The sequence below is a fragment of the Micromonospora sp. WMMA1949 genome, from assembly GCF_027460145.1.
Taxonomy (GTDB): domain Bacteria; phylum Actinomycetota; class Actinomycetes; order Mycobacteriales; family Micromonosporaceae; genus Micromonospora.
Genome location: NZ_JAPZBG010000001.1, coordinates 731702 through 747943 on the forward strand (window position 1 = coordinate 731702; position 16242 = coordinate 747943).

Sequence of the window (16242 nt, forward strand, 5' to 3'; positions counted from 1 at the left end):
GGACGCGGGGACGGTCAGTGTCACGTACGGGTTCCTTCCAGGTGGGCGAGGACGCCGCGCGCCACGGCGACGGCCATCGCGTCGAGCGCGTCGGTGGTCATCGCCGCCATGTGCGGGGTGGCGAGGACGCGGGGGTGGTGCAGCATCGGGTCGTCGGCGGCGGGCGGTTCGGGCGCGAACACGTCGACCGCGTAGCCGCGCAGCCGGCCAGCGTCGAGCGCGGCGAGCACCGCCGCGCCGTCGACCACGCCGGCCCGCGCGGTGTTGACGAGCAGCGCGTGCGGCCGCATCCGGGCCAGCGCGCCGGCGCCGATCAGGCCGGTGGTCTGCGGCGTCTGGGGCACGTGCAGGCTGACCACGTCCGATTCGGCGAGCAGAGTGTCCAGGTCCACCAGACGTACGCCGTCCGGCGGCTCGGTGACTGCCACGTCGTACCCGAGGATCGTCATGCCCATCCCGCGGGCGCGGGCGGCGACGCCCCGGCCGATCGCGCCGAGGCCGACGAGTCCCAGCGTGCGGCCGGCGAGCATGGTGCCGGTCAGTCCGGCGGCGACGACCGAGCCGGGCAGCGACCGGCCGGGCGGGAAGCCACCGGCCGCCAGCGTGGTCACGGCGGGGGTGAGCTGCCGGGCGAGCGCGAGCGCGGCCAGGACGACGAACTCGGCCACCGAGTCGGCGTTGGCGCCGGGCGTGCCGACCACGGGCACGCCGAGCCGTCGCGCGGCGGCCAGGTCGATGCCGTCGAGCCCGGCGCCGTGCCGTCCGACGACCCGGAGCCGGGGTGCGGCCTCCAGCATCGCGGCGGTCACCGGGGAGGAGCGCACCACGAGCGCGTCGGCGGTGGCGAGCGGGCCGGCCGCGAGCGCGGCGGGGTCGGTGAGGTGGGCGACGGTCACCTCACCGGCGGCGTGCAGCAGCCGCATCCCGGCCTCGGCGATGGGCTCGGTGAGCAGGATCTGAGCGGGCATCGGGGTCCTCACCAGCCGGTGTAGCAGGTCACCGGCACGCTGTAGAAGTCGCGGGCGTAGCCGCCCTGCTCACGCGGGCCGTGGTTGGAGGCGCCGGTGCCGCCGAACGGCAGGTGCAGTTCGGTGCCGGCGGTGGGCAGGTTGACGGTGACGATGCCGGCGCGGGCGTCGCGCTTGAACCGTTCCGCCGTCGCCAGGGAGGTGGTGACGATCCCGGCGGACAACCCGTAGTCGGTGTCGTTGGCGAGGTCGATCGCCTCGTCGAGGTCGGCGGCGCGGATCACGCAGGACACCGGGCCGAAGATCTCCTCCCGGGCCACCCGCATGTCGTTGCGCGCACCGACGAGCAGGGTGGGTCGCATGAACTGCCCGTCGTGCGTCCCGCCGGCCGCGACCGTCGCGCCCTCGTCGCGTCCGATCCGGACGTAGTCGAGGTTCTGGTCGAGCTGACCGGCGCTGACCACCGGGCCGAGCTGGCTGTCCGGGTCGAGCGGGTCACCGACGCGCAGCGCCCGCGTCGCCTCGGCCAGCGCCGCCACGAACCGGTCGTGGATGCCGGCCGTCACGATCAGCCGGCTGGAGGCGGTGCAGCGCTGGCCGGTGCTGAAGAAGCTGCCGTCCAGCGCGCAGCGCACCGCCACCTCCAGGTCGGCGTCGTCGCACACCACGAGCGGGTTCTTGCCGCCCATCTCCAGCTGGAACCGCTTGTTGCCGTGGGCGATGCAGCGCTGGGCGACGTGCGCGCCGGTGCGGGTGCCGCCGGTGAACGAGATGCCGTCGAGGCCGTCGCTGGTGAGCAGTTCCTCCCCGACCACCGAGCCGGCGCCCATGACCAGGTTGAACACGCCGGCCGGGACACCGGCGCCGGCGATGATCCGGGCGAGTTCCCCGGCGCTGGCGGGGACCAGCTCGGCGGGTTTCAGCACGACCGTGTTGCCGTACGCGAGCGCCGGCGCGACCTTCCACGCCGGGATCGCCAGCGGGTAGTTCCAGGGCGTGATGATCCCGACCGCGCCCAGTGGACGGCGGCGGACCTCGGCGTGCACGTTCGGCCGGGTGGAGGCGTAGACCTCGCCGGTGGGCTGGAGCAGCTGGTGGGCGTAGTAGCGAAACGTCTGCCCGGCGCGGACGACCTCGCCTCGGGCCTCGGCGAGCAGCTTGCCCTCCTCCCGGGCGAGCAGCGTGGCGAGTTCGTCGGCTCGGTCCATGATGGTGGCGCCGATCCGGTCCAGCATCCCCATCCGGTCGCCGACGGGCAGCGTCGCCCAGCCGGGCCGGGCGCGGCGGGCCGCCGCGATCGCCGCGCGGGTCGTCTCCCGGTCGGCGGCGGCGTACTCGCTGACGACCTCGCCGGGGCGGGCCGGGTTGAGGTTGGGGCGGCGTTCCCCGTCTACCCACTCGCCGTCGACGAGGTTGCGGTGGTACGGCACGGACACGTCTACCGCCCCGCGCCGACGGCGGCGACCGGTTCGCCCTGCGGGTCGGCGTTCTCCGGGAAGTGGCAGGCGACCTGGTGCCCGTCGCCGGTGAGCTTCGGGGTCTCGGTCGCGCAGACGTCCTGCGCCTTCCAGCAGCGGGTCCGGAACCGGCAGCCGGACGGCGGGTTCAGCGGGCTCGGCACGTCACCGCTGAGGATCACCCGCCGGCGCTCGGTCTCGATCAGCGGGTCGGGGATCGGCACCGCCGACAGCAGGGCCTGGGTGTACGGGTGGCGCGGCCGGTCGTACATGTCCTCGCAGTCCCCGACCTCGACGACGGTGCCGAGGTACATCACCGCGATGCGGTCGCAGAGGTGCCGCACGACGGCGAGGTCGTGGGCGATGAACATCATGGTCAGGCCCAGCTCCTCCTGGAGTTCCTCCAGCAGGTTGACGATCTGCGCCTGCACCGAGACGTCGAGCGCGGAGACCGGCTCGTCGGCGACGATGAACTGCGGGTTGCTGACCAGGGCGCGCGCGATGCCGACGCGCTGGCGCTGGCCGCCGGAGAACTCGTGCGGGTAGCGGTCGTGCCACTTCTCGCTGAGCCCGACCATCTGCATGGTCTCCCGTGCCTTCGCGCGCCGGCCCGCCGCGGGCAGGTCGGAGTGCACGAGCAGCGGTTCCTCGATCAGCTCGCCGATCGTCATGCGGGGGTTCAGCGAGGCGAACGGGTCCTGGAAGATCATCTGCATCTGCCGGCGCATGCCCCGCATCCGCCGGCGGTCCAGCGTGGTCAGTTCGGTGCCGTCGAAGGTGACGGTGCCCTGGCTGGGCTTGAGCAGCTGGAGGATGCCCCGCCCGGTGGTGGACTTGCCACAGCCGGATTCGCCGACCACGCCGATGATCTCGCCGCGCCGCACGTCCAGGTCCACACCGGAGACCGCGCGCAGCCGGGCGGGCAGCAGCGAGCCGCGTACCGGCACCTTGAAGTCGACAGCCAGGTCACGCACCCGCAGCAGCGGGTCCGGGGCGGCGTCGGGGGCGGTGTCGGGGGCCGTGGTCGTCATGAGCGCACCTCCGCGGTCTGGTCGGCGAAGCGGTCCGTCGTGGTTAGCCAGCCGCCCTGCTCGGCCGGGCGCATGCCCCAGCAGCGGGTGAGCTGGTCGCGGTCCGGCACGGTGGTCAGGCCGGGCGACTCGCCCTGGCAGATGTCGCGGGCGTGCACGCAGCGCGGGGCGAAGCGGCAGCCGGGAGGCAGCTCGGACAGCTCCGGCGGGCGGCCGGCGATGGGACGCAGCTTGCCGCCGCGAGCCTGGTCGAGGCGCGGCACCGAGCCGAGCAGACCCCAGGTGTACGGCATCTGCGGCTGGTGGAACAGGTCGACAGTGCCGGCGCGTTCGACGATCTGCCCGGCGTACATGACGTTCACCCGCTCGGCCATGCCGGCGACCACGCCGAGGTCGTGGGTGATGAGCAGGACCGCGGTGCGGGTCTCCAGCGCCAGTTCCCGCAGCAGGTCGAGCACCTGCGCCTGGATGGTGACGTCGAGCGCGGTGGTGATCTCGTCGGCGAGGATCAGCCGTGGCCGGCAGGAGAGCGCCATGGCGATCATGACCCGCTGGCGCATGCCGCCGGAGAGCTGGTGCGGGTAGGAGCTGAGCCGGGTCTCGGCGGCCGGGATGCGCACCATCTCCAGCAGCTCGACGGCTCGCCTGCGGGCCGCCCGGCGGCTCATCCCGAGGTGCAGTTCCAGCGCCTCGGTCATCTGCCGGCCCACTGTCAGCACCGGGTTCAGCGAGGTCATCGGGTCCTGGAAGATCATCGAGATGCCCTTGCCGCGTACGCCCCGCAGCTCCCGTGCGGACAGTCGCAGCAGGTCACGACCCTCGAAAAGCACCTGACCGCCGGTCACCTGACCGGCCGGCGGCACGATCAACCCCATGATGGACTGAGCGGTCGCCGACTTCCCGCAGCCGGACTCTCCGACGAGGGCGACCATCTCCCCTGCGTCGACAGTGAACGACACCCCGTCCACCGCCGTCACCGAGCCCCGCGCGCCGCGGAATTCGGTGCGCAGATCCCGGACCTCCAACAAGGCCATCGATCCCCCTGAGTTAGACTCCCGAACGCCACCATTCGTCACTGGGGAGTGTTGCACAGACGATGTTCGTCGTCTAGGCTCCCGGCAGCGACGAATTCCGTCACTAAGAGTTGGAGCGAGATGGCATCCAAGAGCTCGATCGAGAAAGATCGCAGCATCATCCGGGAGCTCGTTCAGGACCCGAGGCAGACGAACGTCGCGCTGGCGGCGAAGGTCGGCCTCTCCGAGGGATCCGTACGACGCCGGGTGGAACGGCTTGTCACCGAGGGTCAGCTGCAGTTCGCCGCCATTCCCAGTGCCGCCTTCATGGGGCGGCCGGTGCACACCCTGTTCGAGATCCAGAGCGCTCCCGGTGCCACAGAAAGGCTCATCGACAAGCTCGCCGGGATGCCGGAGATCGCGTACGTCTACCACGTGACCGGCCAGTTCGACGTCATCGCCGTCGGCTACTTCGCCTCCAGCAACGCCATGCGGCGGTTCTGGACGGAGCGGCTCGGCAACCTCGACGGGGTGATGGAGAGCAGGTCGGTGATGGTGCTACGGGTCGCCAAGCGCGCGCACGAGTGGGCGCGCGACATCGCCGTCACGGGGGACGAGGAAGCCGGCTGGGACGCGGAGGCGGACCCCGGCACACCCGGCGCTGACACCTGACCGACCGGAGAAACCCGCAATGCTGCGCATCACGTTGACCCGTCTCTTATCGGTTATTCCAGTCCTGTTCGGGATCTCGGTGATCTCGTTCCTCGTGATCCGCATGATCCCCGGCGACGTGATCAGTTCGATCATGGGCCAGGACTTCGGCGACCCCGCGATCGAGGCGGAGATGCGCCGCTACTTCGGGCTCGACATGCCCGTGTACGAGCAGTTCCTGAGGTGGCTCGGCGCCCTCGTCCAGGGCGACTTCGGCACCTCGATGCGCACCGGCCAGCCGGTGCTGGAAGAGATCATGCAGCGCCTTCCGTCCACGCTGCTGCTGGCCGTGTCGGCGCTGCTGGTCTCGATCCTCATCTCCATCCCGCTCGGCGTCCTCAGTGCCACCAAGCGCAACGGGCTGCTGGACGCCACCACCCGGGTCGGCTCGCTGGTCGGGCTGTCGCTGCCGAACTTCTGGCTCGGCATCCTGCTGGTGTACGTCTTCTCGGTGTCACTGGGCTGGCTGCCGTCCCAGGGCGCGGGTGAGGGCGAGGGCTTCTGGGGCACCCTGAAGCACCTCGTCCTCCCCGCCGTGACGCTCGGCTCCAGCCTCGCCGCGATCAGCATGCGGATGACCCGCTCCAGCATGCTGGAGGTGCTCAACCAGGACTACGTGCGCACCGCCCGGTCCAAGGGCCTCGCCGAGCGCGTGGTCATGAGCCGGCACGCGCTGCGCAACTCGCTGATCCCGGTCGTGACGGTGCTGGGCATCCAGGCCGGCGCGCTGCTGGGCGGCACGGTGATCGTCGAGCAGGTGTTCGCCTGGCCGGGCCTGGGGACGATGGTCATCCGCGGCATCTCCCAGCGCGACTACCCGGTCGTCCAGGGCACCCTGCTCTTCCTGGCCTTCTTCTACGTCGTCGTCAACTTCCTCGTAGACCTCATCTACACCTACCTGGATCCGAGGTTGCGCAGTGGTCACTGACATCGCCCCCGGCCGCCGCCCCGCCGAGGCGGCGGCCACTCGCAAGACCCCCCGCAGCCTCGAGTTGCTGCGCCTGATCTGGCGCGACCGGGTGGGCGCCATCGGCCTGGTCATCGTGGTGCTGATGGTCTCCGCAGCGGCACTGGCCCCGCTCATCGCCCCGTACGACCCGACCGCCATGTCCAACCAGCGGCTCGCCGCGCCCGGCGGCGACTTCCCGCTCGGCGCCGACGAGGCCGGCCGTGACCTGCTCAGCCGGGCCCTGTACGGCGCACGCACCTCGCTGGCCGTCAGCCTGATCGTGGTGACCTGCGCGGGCGCGATCGGCGTCCTGCTCGGACTGCTCGCCGGCTTCTACCGGGGCTTCCTCGACGCGGTCATCACCCCGGCCACCGACATCATGTTCGCCTTCCCCACGCTGCTGCTCGCGCTGGCGGTGGTGGCCGCCCGGGGGCCCGGCACGGAGAACCTGATCCTGGCCCTGATCCTCGTGTTCATCCCGAGCTTCGCCCGCGTGGTGCGCGGCACGGCCATGTCGGTGCGCCGCGAGCCGTACGTGGAGTCCGGCCAGGCGGTCGGCCTCAGCAACGCCCGGCTGATCTTCAAGTACATCCTGCCCAACTCGGTCGCCCCGATCGCGGTGCAGTTCACCACGAGCCTCGCCACCGCCATCCTCGTCGAGGCGTCACTGGGCTACCTCGGGCTCGGCGTGCAGCCGCCCCAGCCGTCCTGGGGGTCGATGCTCTCCAGCGGCAAGGCGTTCATGGAGATGTCGATCTGGCCGTCCGTCGTCCCCGGCGTCTGCATCATGATCGCGGTGCTGGGCTTCAACCTGCTGGGCGACACCCTTCGCGACGTGCTCGACCCGCGACTGCGCGGCCGTTCCAGCCGCTGACCCCTCGCACCCCCGGCAAGGAGCAACGTGGAAACCATCGACGAACACCTGGTTCGTCAACTGTCGGAATGGTCGGCGGGCGCCCCGGCGCCCGCCGACCCGTCGCCGGACGTCGAGGTCGACGCCGGTCTGCTGCTGGACTACTTCGACGCCCAGATCCAGAGCCGCCACCTCGACCTCGCGCTGCGGTGGCTGCAGTCGAAACGGGAGGGCTTCTACACGATCGGGTCCAGCGGCCACGAGAGCAACGCCGCCGTCGCGCTGGCGCTGCGCCCGACCGACCCGGCGCTGCTGCACTACCGGTCCGGCGGTTTCTACGCCGCCCGGGCCGGGCAGGTTCCCGGCTCCACCCCGGTCACCGACGTGCTGCACTCCGCCGCCGCGTCGCGCCGGGATCCGATCTCCGGTGGCCGGCACAAGGTGTTCGGGCACCGGGAGCTGAACATCATCCCGCAGACCTCGACCATCGCCTCGCACCTGCCCCGCGCGATGGGCATGGCGTTCGCCCTGGACCGCGGCGTCGGCGACACCGGCTACCCGGCCGACGCCGTGGTGGTGTGCAGCTTCGGCGACGCCTCGGCCAACCACTCCACCGCCGCCGGGGCGCTGAACGCCGTCGGCTGGGCCGCCCACCAGGGGCTCGGGATGCCGGTGCTGTTCGTCTGCGAGGACAACGGCATCGGCATCAGCACCCGGTCCCCGCACGGCTGGGTGGACCGGATGCTGTCCGCGCTGCCCGGCCTCGACTACACCGCCGCCGACGGCACCGACCCCGTGCGGTTGCTCGCCGTCGCGGCCGAGACGGCCCACCGGGTACGCGCCGGACGCCGTCCCGCCGTGCTGCACCTGCGGACGGTCCGGTTCATGGGCCACGCCGGCTCCGACGCGGAGCTGGCGTACCGGTCCCGGTCGGAGATCCTCGCCGACTACGCCCGCGACCCGCTGCTGGCCACGGCAGCGGTGCTGGCCTGGCGCGGGATCCTCGCCCCGGCCGAGAGCCTGGCCCGCTACGAGCAGACCCGCAAACTGGTCATGGACCAGGCGGAGGCGATGCTCGGGCGGGTCGAGCGGCTGCCCGACGCGGCGGCGGTGACCGGGCCGCTCACCGAACGCCGGACCGACCGGGTCGGCGCGGCCGCCGCACGGGCCGGCGCCGGCCGGGAGAAGGTGTTCGGCGGCCGGCTCCCCGAGGCGCGCGGGCCGCTCACGCTCGCCCAGTCGGTCAACGCCGCCCTGCACGACGCGCTGCTCACCTGGCCGCAGGCCCAGGTGTTCGGCGAGGACGTGGCGCGCAAGGGCGGCGTCTACGGCGCCACCCGCGGGCTGCGCAAGGCGTTCGGCGCGAACCGCGTGTTCGACACGCTGCTGGACGAGCAGACCATCCTCGGGGTGGCGCTCGGCGGCGCGCTGGCCGGCACGCTGCCGATCCCGGAGATCCAGTACCTCGCCTACCTGCACAACGCCGAGGACCAGCTGCGCGGCGAGGCCGCCTCGCTGCGGTTCTTCTCCGACGGGCAGTACGGCAACGGGATGGTCGTCCGGATCGCCGGCCTGGCGTACCAGAAGGGGTTCGGCGGGCACTTCCACAACGACAACTCGGTGGCGGTGCTGCGCGACATCCCCGGCCTGGCGCTGGCTGTCGCCTCCCACCCGGCCACCGCGCCGGCGCTGCTGCGGCAGTGCCTCGCGCTGGCCGAGCAGGAGAAGCGGGTCTGCGTGTTCCTGGAGCCGATCGCGCTCTACCACACCCGCGACCTGCACACCGACGGCGACGGCGGCTGGCTGGCCCGGTACGCCCCGCCGGACGAGTGGGCGGCCGGTGAGGCGCCGCTCGGGCAGGTCCGCACCGTACGCGGCGGCGGTGACCTGGCGCTCGTCACGTTCGGCAACGGCGTGCCGATGAGTCTGCGGGTGGCCGAGACGCTGGCCGCCGAGCGGGGCGCCGGCACCCGTGTCGTCGACCTGCAGTGGCTGGCGCCGCTGCCGGCCGCGAGCCTGCTCGCCGCGCTCGACGGCGTACCCCGGGTCCTGGTGGTCGACGAGACGCGGGCCGGCGGCGGGGTGTCCGAGGCGGTGGTGGCCGCCCTGGTGGACGCCGGTTACCCGGGGCGGATCTCCCGCGTCAACAGCGTCGACAGCTACGTCCCGCTGGGCCCGGCGGCCGACCACGTCCTGCTCGGTGAGCACGACGTGCTGACTGCGGCGCGCGCGCTGCTCGACTGACGCACGGCACGACGAAGGCGGCCCACCGGATCATCCGGTGGGCCGCCTCCCGTTCGGCCGCCTCAGTACCCCAGATCGGGCTGCCGCTTCAGGCCGGCCAACTGCTCGCCGGCCAGGTAACGCTCCAGGTTGACGCAGAAGTCGGCGTAGAGCCGCTGGAGGTTGCCGGTGCCGCGGAACGACGTGTGCGGGGTGATCGTCGTGTTCGGCAGGTCCCACAGCCGGTGGTCGGCCGGCAGCGGCTCCTCCTCGAACACGTCCAGCACCGCGCCGGCGATCCGGCCGGACCGCATCGCGTCGACCAGGGCGTCCTCTGCCACGAGGGCGCCCCGCCCGACGTTCACCAGCACCGCCGACTCCTTCATCGCCGCGAAGTGCGCGGCGTCGAAGAAGTAGCGGTTCTCGGTGGTCAGCGGCATGGCCAGGACCACCGAGTCGGCCTCCGGCAGCACCGTCATGTGCTCGGCGTACGGGATCACCCGGTCGAAGCCCTCGGCCGGAGCGCCGGAGCGGTTCACGCCGATCACGTCGACTCCGAGTGCGCGGGCCCGCCAGGCCACCTCGCCGCCGATGCCGCCGGTGCCGAACACCAGCATCGTGCTGCCGATGAAGTCCCGGCCGGTGATCCGCACCCACTCCCGGCGTTCCTGCGCCTCCCGGTGCTCCGGGAACGCGCGGAAGCGCATCAGCACCGCGCCGATGGCGTACTCGGCGATCGGCACGTTGTAGGAGTTGGGCGACCGGGTGTAGAGCAGCCCTTCGGCGAGGCGGCGCTGCATCAGCTCGCCGCCCACCCAGTCGAACCCGGCGGCGGTGATCTGCACCCACCGCAGCCTGTCGCACTTGGCCAGCAGCTCGTCGAAGGTGTCCTCGTTCATCGCGCTGCGCAGGATCACCTCGGCGTCGAGCCACTCGTCGCGTACCGGCTCACCGTCCGGAACCGGGCTGAACCGGCACTGCGGGAACCGCTCCCGCAGTTGCGGGAGCAGGTCCGACAGGTTGGGGGTGAGCAGGACGTGCGGTCCCGCGACGGCGCCGGTCACGAGGACTCCTGCGCACGCTTCCGGTTGTTGTACGTCACGCCGCCCTTGGCCCAGTTGTCGTACGACACCTCGTAGAGCAGGACGTGGGTGTTCTCGCGCGGGGAGCCGTACTTGACCAGCACGTCGGTCAGGTCAGCGATCATCGCTTCCTTGGTGGCCTGGTCCCGCTTGCCGATCTCGGCCCGGATGATTGCCATGTCAGTTCTCCTTGCTCGTGGTCGCGAAGTCCGGGTTGCGCTCGTATTCGGCCTTGACTGCGAGGTACGCGAAGGCGTGCGTGACGCGGGTCTTGAGCACCCCGTCGAAGACCTCGCGCGCCTTGGCGACGTCGCCGTTGTAGTAGTGCCAGTTGCCGAGGCCGTACCCCTGGGTGACGGTCTTGAGGCTGTTGCCGTCGCACATCGCCCACAGCTCGTCCGGGCCGATCTGGCCGGTGTAGAGCTTCATCCGGCCCTCGTAGCCCACCAGGTGCGGCTCGTCGACCAGGTCGACAGTGCGGAACCGGTCGAGCACCTCCTCGGCCTCGGCGGTCCGGCCGAGGCGCCGCAGCGCCATGTACTGCCAGTCCTGCGACGCCACCAGGCCCTCCTGGTGGCGGGACGCCTTCTCCGACTCGGCGAAGCTGGACAGGCAGCCCTCCAGGTCGCCGGCGAGGTACTGGGCGACGCCGAGGTGGTACCAGACGGAGGCGTGCAGCGTGGTGTTGTAGCGGCCGAGGATCTCCGGGTTCGCGGCGGCGTCGGTGTCGCTGAGGTGCTGCGGGCGCACGTCCTCGGGCCGGCCGAGGATCAGGCTCACGACGTCCTTCTCCACCTCCGGCTGGTACATCTCGTACTCGTCCTCGACGCCGGCGAGCTGGTCGGCGGCGGTGCGCAGGTCCGCGATCGCGCCGGCGTAGTCACTGATGGAGATCCGCCGGTGCCCCCGGAAACGCAGCAGGCGCGGGCTGTTCGGCTCCAGTTCGAGCGCCTCGGTCAGCAGCGCCACGGACTCCTCGTGCTTGCCGAGGTAGCCCTTCAGCCGGGCGGCGATGATGTAGCGGTGGGTGAGGGGTACGGACGTCATGGATTGCCTTTCGTCGCGGTACGGCGGAGGGGGCGCCCCCGGGAGGCGGCGCCCCCTCCGCGGTTCGTCAGCGGTCCAGCCAGAGGTGCCGGTAGAAGCGGTACGTCGGCGTCGGGTCACCGCGGTAACCCATGACGTCCTTCTGCACCACGTCGAAGTCGGCGTTCAGGAACGTCATCGCCACCGGGCCCCGCTCGGCGAGGATCTTCTCGGCCTGCTGGTAGAGCTGGGCACGCTTGCCCTTGTCCATCTCGGAGCGGGCCTTGACGACCAGGTCCTCGTACTCCGCGTCGGACCAGTTGCCGTAGTTCAGGCCGCCGCCCTTGAGGAAGCTGGCGGTGAACCGCTCGTCCGGGTCGTAGGTGAGGCCGAAGCCGGACTGGTACATGTCGAAGTCGCCGGACTTCGTCTTGGTGTCGGCGATGGTGGACTCCACCGACTCCAGCGTCACCTTGATGCCGATCTTGGCGAGCTGCTGCTGCTCGACCTCGGCCGAGCGCACCTGGAACGCCGAGGTGGCGATGACCATCAGCTTGGCGTCGAAGCCGTTCGGGTAGCCCGCCTCGGCCAGCAGCGCCTTCGCCTTCTCGATGTCCGGCTTGCCGTACACCGGCTCCTTGAGCGCGCCGAAGCGGTCCGGCGGCAGGTAGCCGGCGTTGAGCGCGGTGCCGAAGCCGGAGTTGGCGACGTTCAGGATCTCCTGCCGGTCCAGCGCCATGTAGATGGCCTGCCGGACCTTGACGTTGTCGTACGGCGCCTTCGAGGTGTTCAGCCGCAGGTGCAGCGACAGCGAGCCGGAGCCGCCGTACCACTTGAGCTTCTCGTCCCGCTTGAGCGCGTCGATGAACTCGGGCGCGGGCCGCCACAGGAAGTCGACGGTGCCGCTGCGCACGGCGGCGGCGCGGGCGTTGTCGTCGGGGTTGAAGGTGAAGTCCAGCCCGTCCAGGTACGGAACCCCGGACTCCCAGTACTTGTCGTGCTTGTCGAGCTTGATGGCCTGGCCGGTGGTCCGGGCGGCGAGCTTGAACGGCCCGCTGCCGCCGTCGACGCTGCCGTTGAGGTCGCCCTGCTTCTCGACCACGGTCCGGTCGACGATCGACGACGCGGCGGTGGAGAGCAGGGTCAGGATGGCGGCGTTGGGCTTGGCCAGCTTCATCACGACGGTGCGCTCGTCGGGCGCCTCGACCGAGGTGATGCCCTCGTAGCTGCGGGCGCGCGGTGCCCGGGTGGCCGGGTCCTTGATCCGCTCGATCGAGTACTTCACGTCGGCGGCGGTCACCTTGCGGCCACTGTGGAAGTACGCGTTGTCGCGCAGCTTGAACGTCACGGTCAGGCCGTCCGCGCTCAGCTCCCACGACTCGGCGATGGCCGGCTTGATCTCACCCCGGTACGACTGCACGAGCGACTCGTAGATCTGCTCGTTGATGACGAAGGCCGAGGTCTCCGACATCCGGTGCGGGTCGAGTTCGTTGGCGTCCAGCCGGATCATGATCCGCAGGCGGCCGCCGGACTTCGGCGTGCCGGCGGCCTGCGTCTCGTCCTCCAGCTTGACGTTGCTGGTGAGGCCGTCACTGGCGTTGCCATCGGACTTGCCCGACGGCGGCTCGCCGCCTCCGCAGCCGGCCGCGAGCGTCGCCACGACGCCCACCGCCAGCGCTCTCATCAGAATTCGGGTACGCATCAGTCTCCTTGGCAGTGTCACGATTAGCGCTTCAGGCCGGCTTCCATGCCTCCCCATAGACCCGAAGCCAGTTGCCCCCGAGGATCTTGGTCACGTCCTCCGGCGAGAAGCCGCCGGCCAGAAGCGCCGCGGTGATGTTCGGGAAGTCCGAGGCGTCGTCCATGCCGATCGCCCGGCGCTCCTCCCAGCCGAAATCACCCAGCAGGTTCCGGTGCTCCTTCGAGTTCGCCTCCGCGATGCTCTTGAGCTGCGCGATCCGCATCTCCTCGGTCCACGTCTCGTCGTAGTCGGTGGCCACGGCGACGTGGTCGACGCCGGCCACCTCCACGACGCGGGAGACGTGCTCGACGAAGCGGGTCAGGTCCGGACGACGGGACGGGTCGTCCGGGTGGTACAGGAATCCCGACAGGGTGGTGATGCCCATGACGCCGCCCTGCTCGGCCAGGCGCCGCAGGTATCCGTCCGACTTGGCGCGGATGTGCGGCGACAGCGCGTCGCAGAACGAGTGCGTGACGACGACCGGCTTGTCCGAGGCGTCCATGGCGTCCAGGCCGGTGCGCTCGCCGCTGTGCGAGACGTCGACGAGCACCCCCAGCTCGTTCATCGCCTTGACGAACGTGCGGCCGCGGTGCGAGAGCCCCGAGTCGGTGTCCTCGCCGCAGCCCGCACCGAGCAGGTTCTGCCGCTGGTACGTCAGCTGGAGGATGCGGACGCCGAGGTCGTGGAACGTGCCGAGCAGGTCGAGGTCGGCGCCGATCATCTCGGTGTCCTGCGGGCCGAGGATCACGGCCTCCTTGCCCTCGGCCTTCGCCCGGTGGATGTCGTCCACCGTGAGGGCGAGCAGGACGTCGTCCGGGTGCGCGTCGATCCACCTGCGGCAGCGGTTGACTTCGCGCAGGGCGGTGACGGTGTCCGCGTACGGCCTGGTGACCGTGTGGTTCACAGCGGTGACGCCGCCTCGCCGGATCCGGTCGAGGTGGGCGTCGCTCAGCTCGATGACAGTGCTTCCGTCCACCACGGTGGCGGCGGCGTGCACGTCGGCGGCCGAGAGAACGGGATGGTCGGTGGCGGCAGTGTTCACGTCATCTCCAGATCATCGGAAGATGCCGAGACTCTACGAGGCACGCAACTTGTTGTCCATAAAATCTCACCAACTCGTCAGTACGTAGTGTCTAACTGACGAATTTCGTCGTTCTGACGCGCGGCAAACCGATCGAGGCAGCCCGTCCGGCGCGAACGGGTCATAGCGCCACCAAGACTTCGAAGCGGAGAAAACGCACGGTGCACTGTGGAGGGGGTGACGCAGTCCATCCCGTACGCCGAGGATTGCGACCTCCTTACCCTCGCGGACCTGCGGGGATGTTCGATACCATCGAACATCCCGGCGGAGGTCCCGCCACCTCGACAGGAGGTCCCCGTGCGGCCCATGAACAGTCAGCCGTCGGAGCAGGCCGGCTCCGGTGGCGCCGCGGACGAGAACACGCCCGCGGGTGTCGTCGGCGGCCGGATCCGGCGCTACCGCAAGGAACGCGGGCTGACGCTGCGCGGCCTGGCCTCCCGCTCGGGGCTGTCCATCGGTTTCCTGTCCCAGGTCGAGCGCGGCATCTCCTCCATCGGCCTGACCGCGCTCGGCAGCGTCGCGAAGGCGCTCGACCGGTCGGTTGCCGACTTCTTCGACGCCGGCACGCCCTCGCCGGACAGCACCGTCTCCTCGCTCCCCCGGCACTTCACGCTGACCAGGGCGGAGACGGCCGCGACGCAGTACGTGTCCGGGCAGCAGACCTACCGCATGCTCTCCGACCGGGGACCGGACCTGGTGCTCGAACCGATGCTCGTGCACATCGCGCCGGGCGGGCGCCGCGAGAACGCGTACGGCCACCGGGGCGAGGAGTTCGCCTACGTCATCTCCGGCGAGCTGCTCTACGAGGTCGAGGGCGTCGAGCACCGGCTGTTCCCGGGTGACAGCGTGCACCTGCGCTCGTCGGTGCCGCACCAGCTCTACAACGACACCGACGCGGTGACCACTGTGGTCTCGGTGGTCACGCCCCGCCTGTTCTGACCGGCGCACCGGGCACCACGAATCGCCCTCTGATTTCACGTAGGTGAACACGGAGGGCGATTCGCTGTGTGGCGTCAGCGACCGAGGCGGGCGTCCACGGCGGTCATCGTGTCCTGCCAGATGACCGACGCCGGGTCGATGACGGCAAAGTGATCCCCCGGCTGTTCGAGGTGGCGGATCTCGTCGCCCGCTGCCGCCGCGGCGGCGGCGTAGCGCCGGTTGGCGTCGACGAGGTCGAGGCTGTCCTCCGTCCCCTGCACGAGCAGCGTCGGCACCCCGGTCGGCAGGCGCCGCATCGGGTCGCTCTCGGCGTACCGGCGCGGGGCCGTCACCGGGGAGCCGCCGAGCGCCGCGGCGACCGCGCCGTCGCCGAGGTAGCGCCGCTCGCCCTCGGTGAGGTCGAGCACCCCGGCCAGCGACACCGCGAGCGCGACACGCGGACCGCCCGGACGCGCGGCGAGGTCCGCCGCGGCGCGCAGCGCGAGCTGCCCGCCGGCCGAGTGCCCCAGCACGACGATGCGGTCCAGGTCGACCAACCGGTCGCGGGCCGGTTCCCGCAACGCGCGCAGGCCCGCCTCCACGTCCTGCGTGGTCGCATCCCAGCCGTGCCGGTCCGGGCGCCGGTACTCCAGATTCCAGGAGGCGTACCCGCGCCGGGCCAGGTCGGCGGCGAGCGCGTCCATCAGGTCCGCCCCCCAGATGGACCGCCAGAACCCGCCGTGCAGCAGCACCGCGACCGGCGCCGGGCCGGCGTCCGAGGTGGACGGCAGCCGCAGGTCGCCCCACTGGTCCGGGTCGGGGCCGTAGGCGATCCGGGTGGCCGGCGCGCGGAGGCGGTGCACGGCGTGCCGGATCGCCCACGCCAGGCCCCACAGTCCCCGTCCGGACAGGTGGACCGCGCCGGGCACCGGCGGCTCGACGGTCAGGTCGTACCAGACCACGCCGGACGGCTGCGCGCCGATGAGGGCACGGGCCGCCGACGTGGGGCCGGGCAGAGCCACCACCGGCTGGTCCGTCGCGGCGAGCAACGAGCGCAGCTCGCCGGCCGAGGCGACGGTGACGACCTGACCGGGGACGTCCAGTTCGGCGCAGGTGGCGGCGGTCAGCGACGCCAGCAGGGCCGGGTCGGCCACCAGGCCGGGGCCGGCCACGACAGTGAGCCGCACCC

At 71.4% G+C, this 16242-nt stretch carries 15 protein-coding genes; 5 read left to right on the forward strand and 10 right to left on the reverse strand.

Going from position 1 to position 16242, the window contains the following annotated elements; genetic code table 11:
• Positions 1-20: 20 nt before the first annotated feature.
• The 4 genes from O7607_RS03205 to O7607_RS03220 are packed head-to-tail and all read right to left on the reverse strand — an operon-like array spanning position 21 to position 4490.
• On the reverse strand, positions 21-968 hold the full coding sequence (locus tag O7607_RS03205) for a hydroxyacid dehydrogenase (RefSeq protein WP_269700887.1): 948 nt from the start codon (positions 966-968) through the stop codon (positions 21-23).
• 8 nt (positions 969-976) lie between these two features.
• Positions 977-2404 (reverse strand): aldehyde dehydrogenase family protein, encoded by a 1428-nt coding sequence (locus tag O7607_RS03210; RefSeq protein ID WP_269700888.1) that lies wholly within the window; start codon positions 2402-2404, stop codon positions 977-979.
• A 2-nt stretch (positions 2405-2406) separates the two neighbouring features.
• A complete protein-coding gene (locus O7607_RS03215; protein ID WP_269700889.1) occupies positions 2407-3456 on the reverse strand; it encodes an ABC transporter ATP-binding protein in 1050 nt (349 codons plus the stop codon).
• Positions 3453-4490, reverse strand: a complete 1038-nt coding sequence (locus tag O7607_RS03220) for an ABC transporter ATP-binding protein (protein WP_269700890.1) — start codon at positions 4488-4490, stop codon at positions 3453-3455. Before O7607_RS03220 ends, O7607_RS03215 begins: the two co-directional genes overlap by 4 nt.
• Positions 4491-4610: 120 nt before the next feature.
• On the opposite strand from O7607_RS03220, the gene O7607_RS03225 reads away from it, so the two are divergent.
• From O7607_RS03225 to O7607_RS03240, 4 genes are read left to right on the forward strand one after another with little or no spacing between them, the layout of a single operon-like run.
• Entirely contained in the window at positions 4611-5141 is a 531-nt protein-coding gene (locus O7607_RS03225) for an Lrp/AsnC family transcriptional regulator (RefSeq protein WP_269700891.1), read from the forward strand.
• 19 nt (positions 5142-5160) lie between these two features.
• Positions 5161-6108: a nickel ABC transporter permease gene (nikB, locus tag O7607_RS03230; RefSeq protein WP_269700892.1), complete on the forward strand. Its 948-nt coding sequence runs from the start codon at positions 5161-5163 to the stop codon at positions 6106-6108.
• Positions 6098-7003 (forward strand): ABC transporter permease, encoded by a 906-nt coding sequence (locus tag O7607_RS03235; protein WP_269700893.1) that lies wholly within the window; start codon positions 6098-6100, stop codon positions 7001-7003. The genes nikB and O7607_RS03235 overlap by 11 nt, the downstream gene beginning before the upstream one ends.
• 36 nt (positions 7004-7039) lie before the next feature.
• Positions 7040-9226 (forward strand): thiamine pyrophosphate-dependent enzyme, encoded by a 2187-nt coding sequence (locus O7607_RS03240; protein ID WP_433496119.1) that lies wholly within the window; start codon positions 7040-7042, stop codon positions 9224-9226.
• A gap of 62 nt (positions 9227-9288) precedes the next feature.
• On the opposite strand, the gene O7607_RS03245 is transcribed toward O7607_RS03240, so the two are convergent.
• The 5 genes from O7607_RS03245 to O7607_RS03265 all read right to left on the reverse strand — a co-directional run bounded on the left by O7607_RS03245 (position 9289) and on the right by O7607_RS03265 (position 14096).
• Positions 9289-10269 (reverse strand): D-2-hydroxyacid dehydrogenase, encoded by a 981-nt coding sequence (locus tag O7607_RS03245; protein WP_269700895.1) that lies wholly within the window; start codon positions 10267-10269, stop codon positions 9289-9291.
• The gene (locus O7607_RS03250; RefSeq protein ID WP_018786431.1) at positions 10266-10466 is read right to left on the reverse strand and encodes a tautomerase family protein; all 201 of its coding nucleotides are present in this window, start codon (positions 10464-10466) and stop codon (positions 10266-10268) included. Before O7607_RS03250 ends, O7607_RS03245 begins: the two co-directional genes overlap by 4 nt.
• 1 nt (position 10467) lies before the next feature.
• A complete protein-coding gene (locus O7607_RS03255) occupies positions 10468-11334 on the reverse strand; it encodes a tetratricopeptide repeat protein (RefSeq protein ID WP_269700896.1) in 867 nt (288 codons plus the stop codon).
• Positions 11335-11401: 67 nt separating this feature from the next.
• Positions 11402-13015, reverse strand: coding sequence for an ABC transporter substrate-binding protein (locus O7607_RS03260; RefSeq protein ID WP_269700897.1), 1614 nt, complete (start codon positions 13013-13015; stop codon positions 11402-11404).
• A gap of 31 nt (positions 13016-13046) precedes the next feature.
• Complete coding sequence (locus tag O7607_RS03265; protein ID WP_269700898.1) at positions 13047-14096, reverse strand: dipeptidase; 1050 nt, start codon at positions 14094-14096, stop codon at positions 13047-13049.
• 345 nt (positions 14097-14441) lie between these two features.
• Here O7607_RS03265 and O7607_RS03270 point away from each other — a divergent pair, with 345 nt between their 5' ends.
• Complete coding sequence (locus tag O7607_RS03270; protein WP_269700899.1) at positions 14442-15074, forward strand: helix-turn-helix domain-containing protein; 633 nt, start codon at positions 14442-14444, stop codon at positions 15072-15074.
• Between the two features lie 74 nt (positions 15075-15148).
• Here O7607_RS03270 and O7607_RS03275 read toward each other — a convergent pair whose 3' ends face one another.
• Positions 15149-16240: an alpha/beta hydrolase gene (locus O7607_RS03275; RefSeq protein WP_269700900.1), complete on the reverse strand. Its 1092-nt coding sequence runs from the start codon at positions 16238-16240 to the stop codon at positions 15149-15151.
• Positions 16241-16242 lie beyond the last annotated feature (2 nt).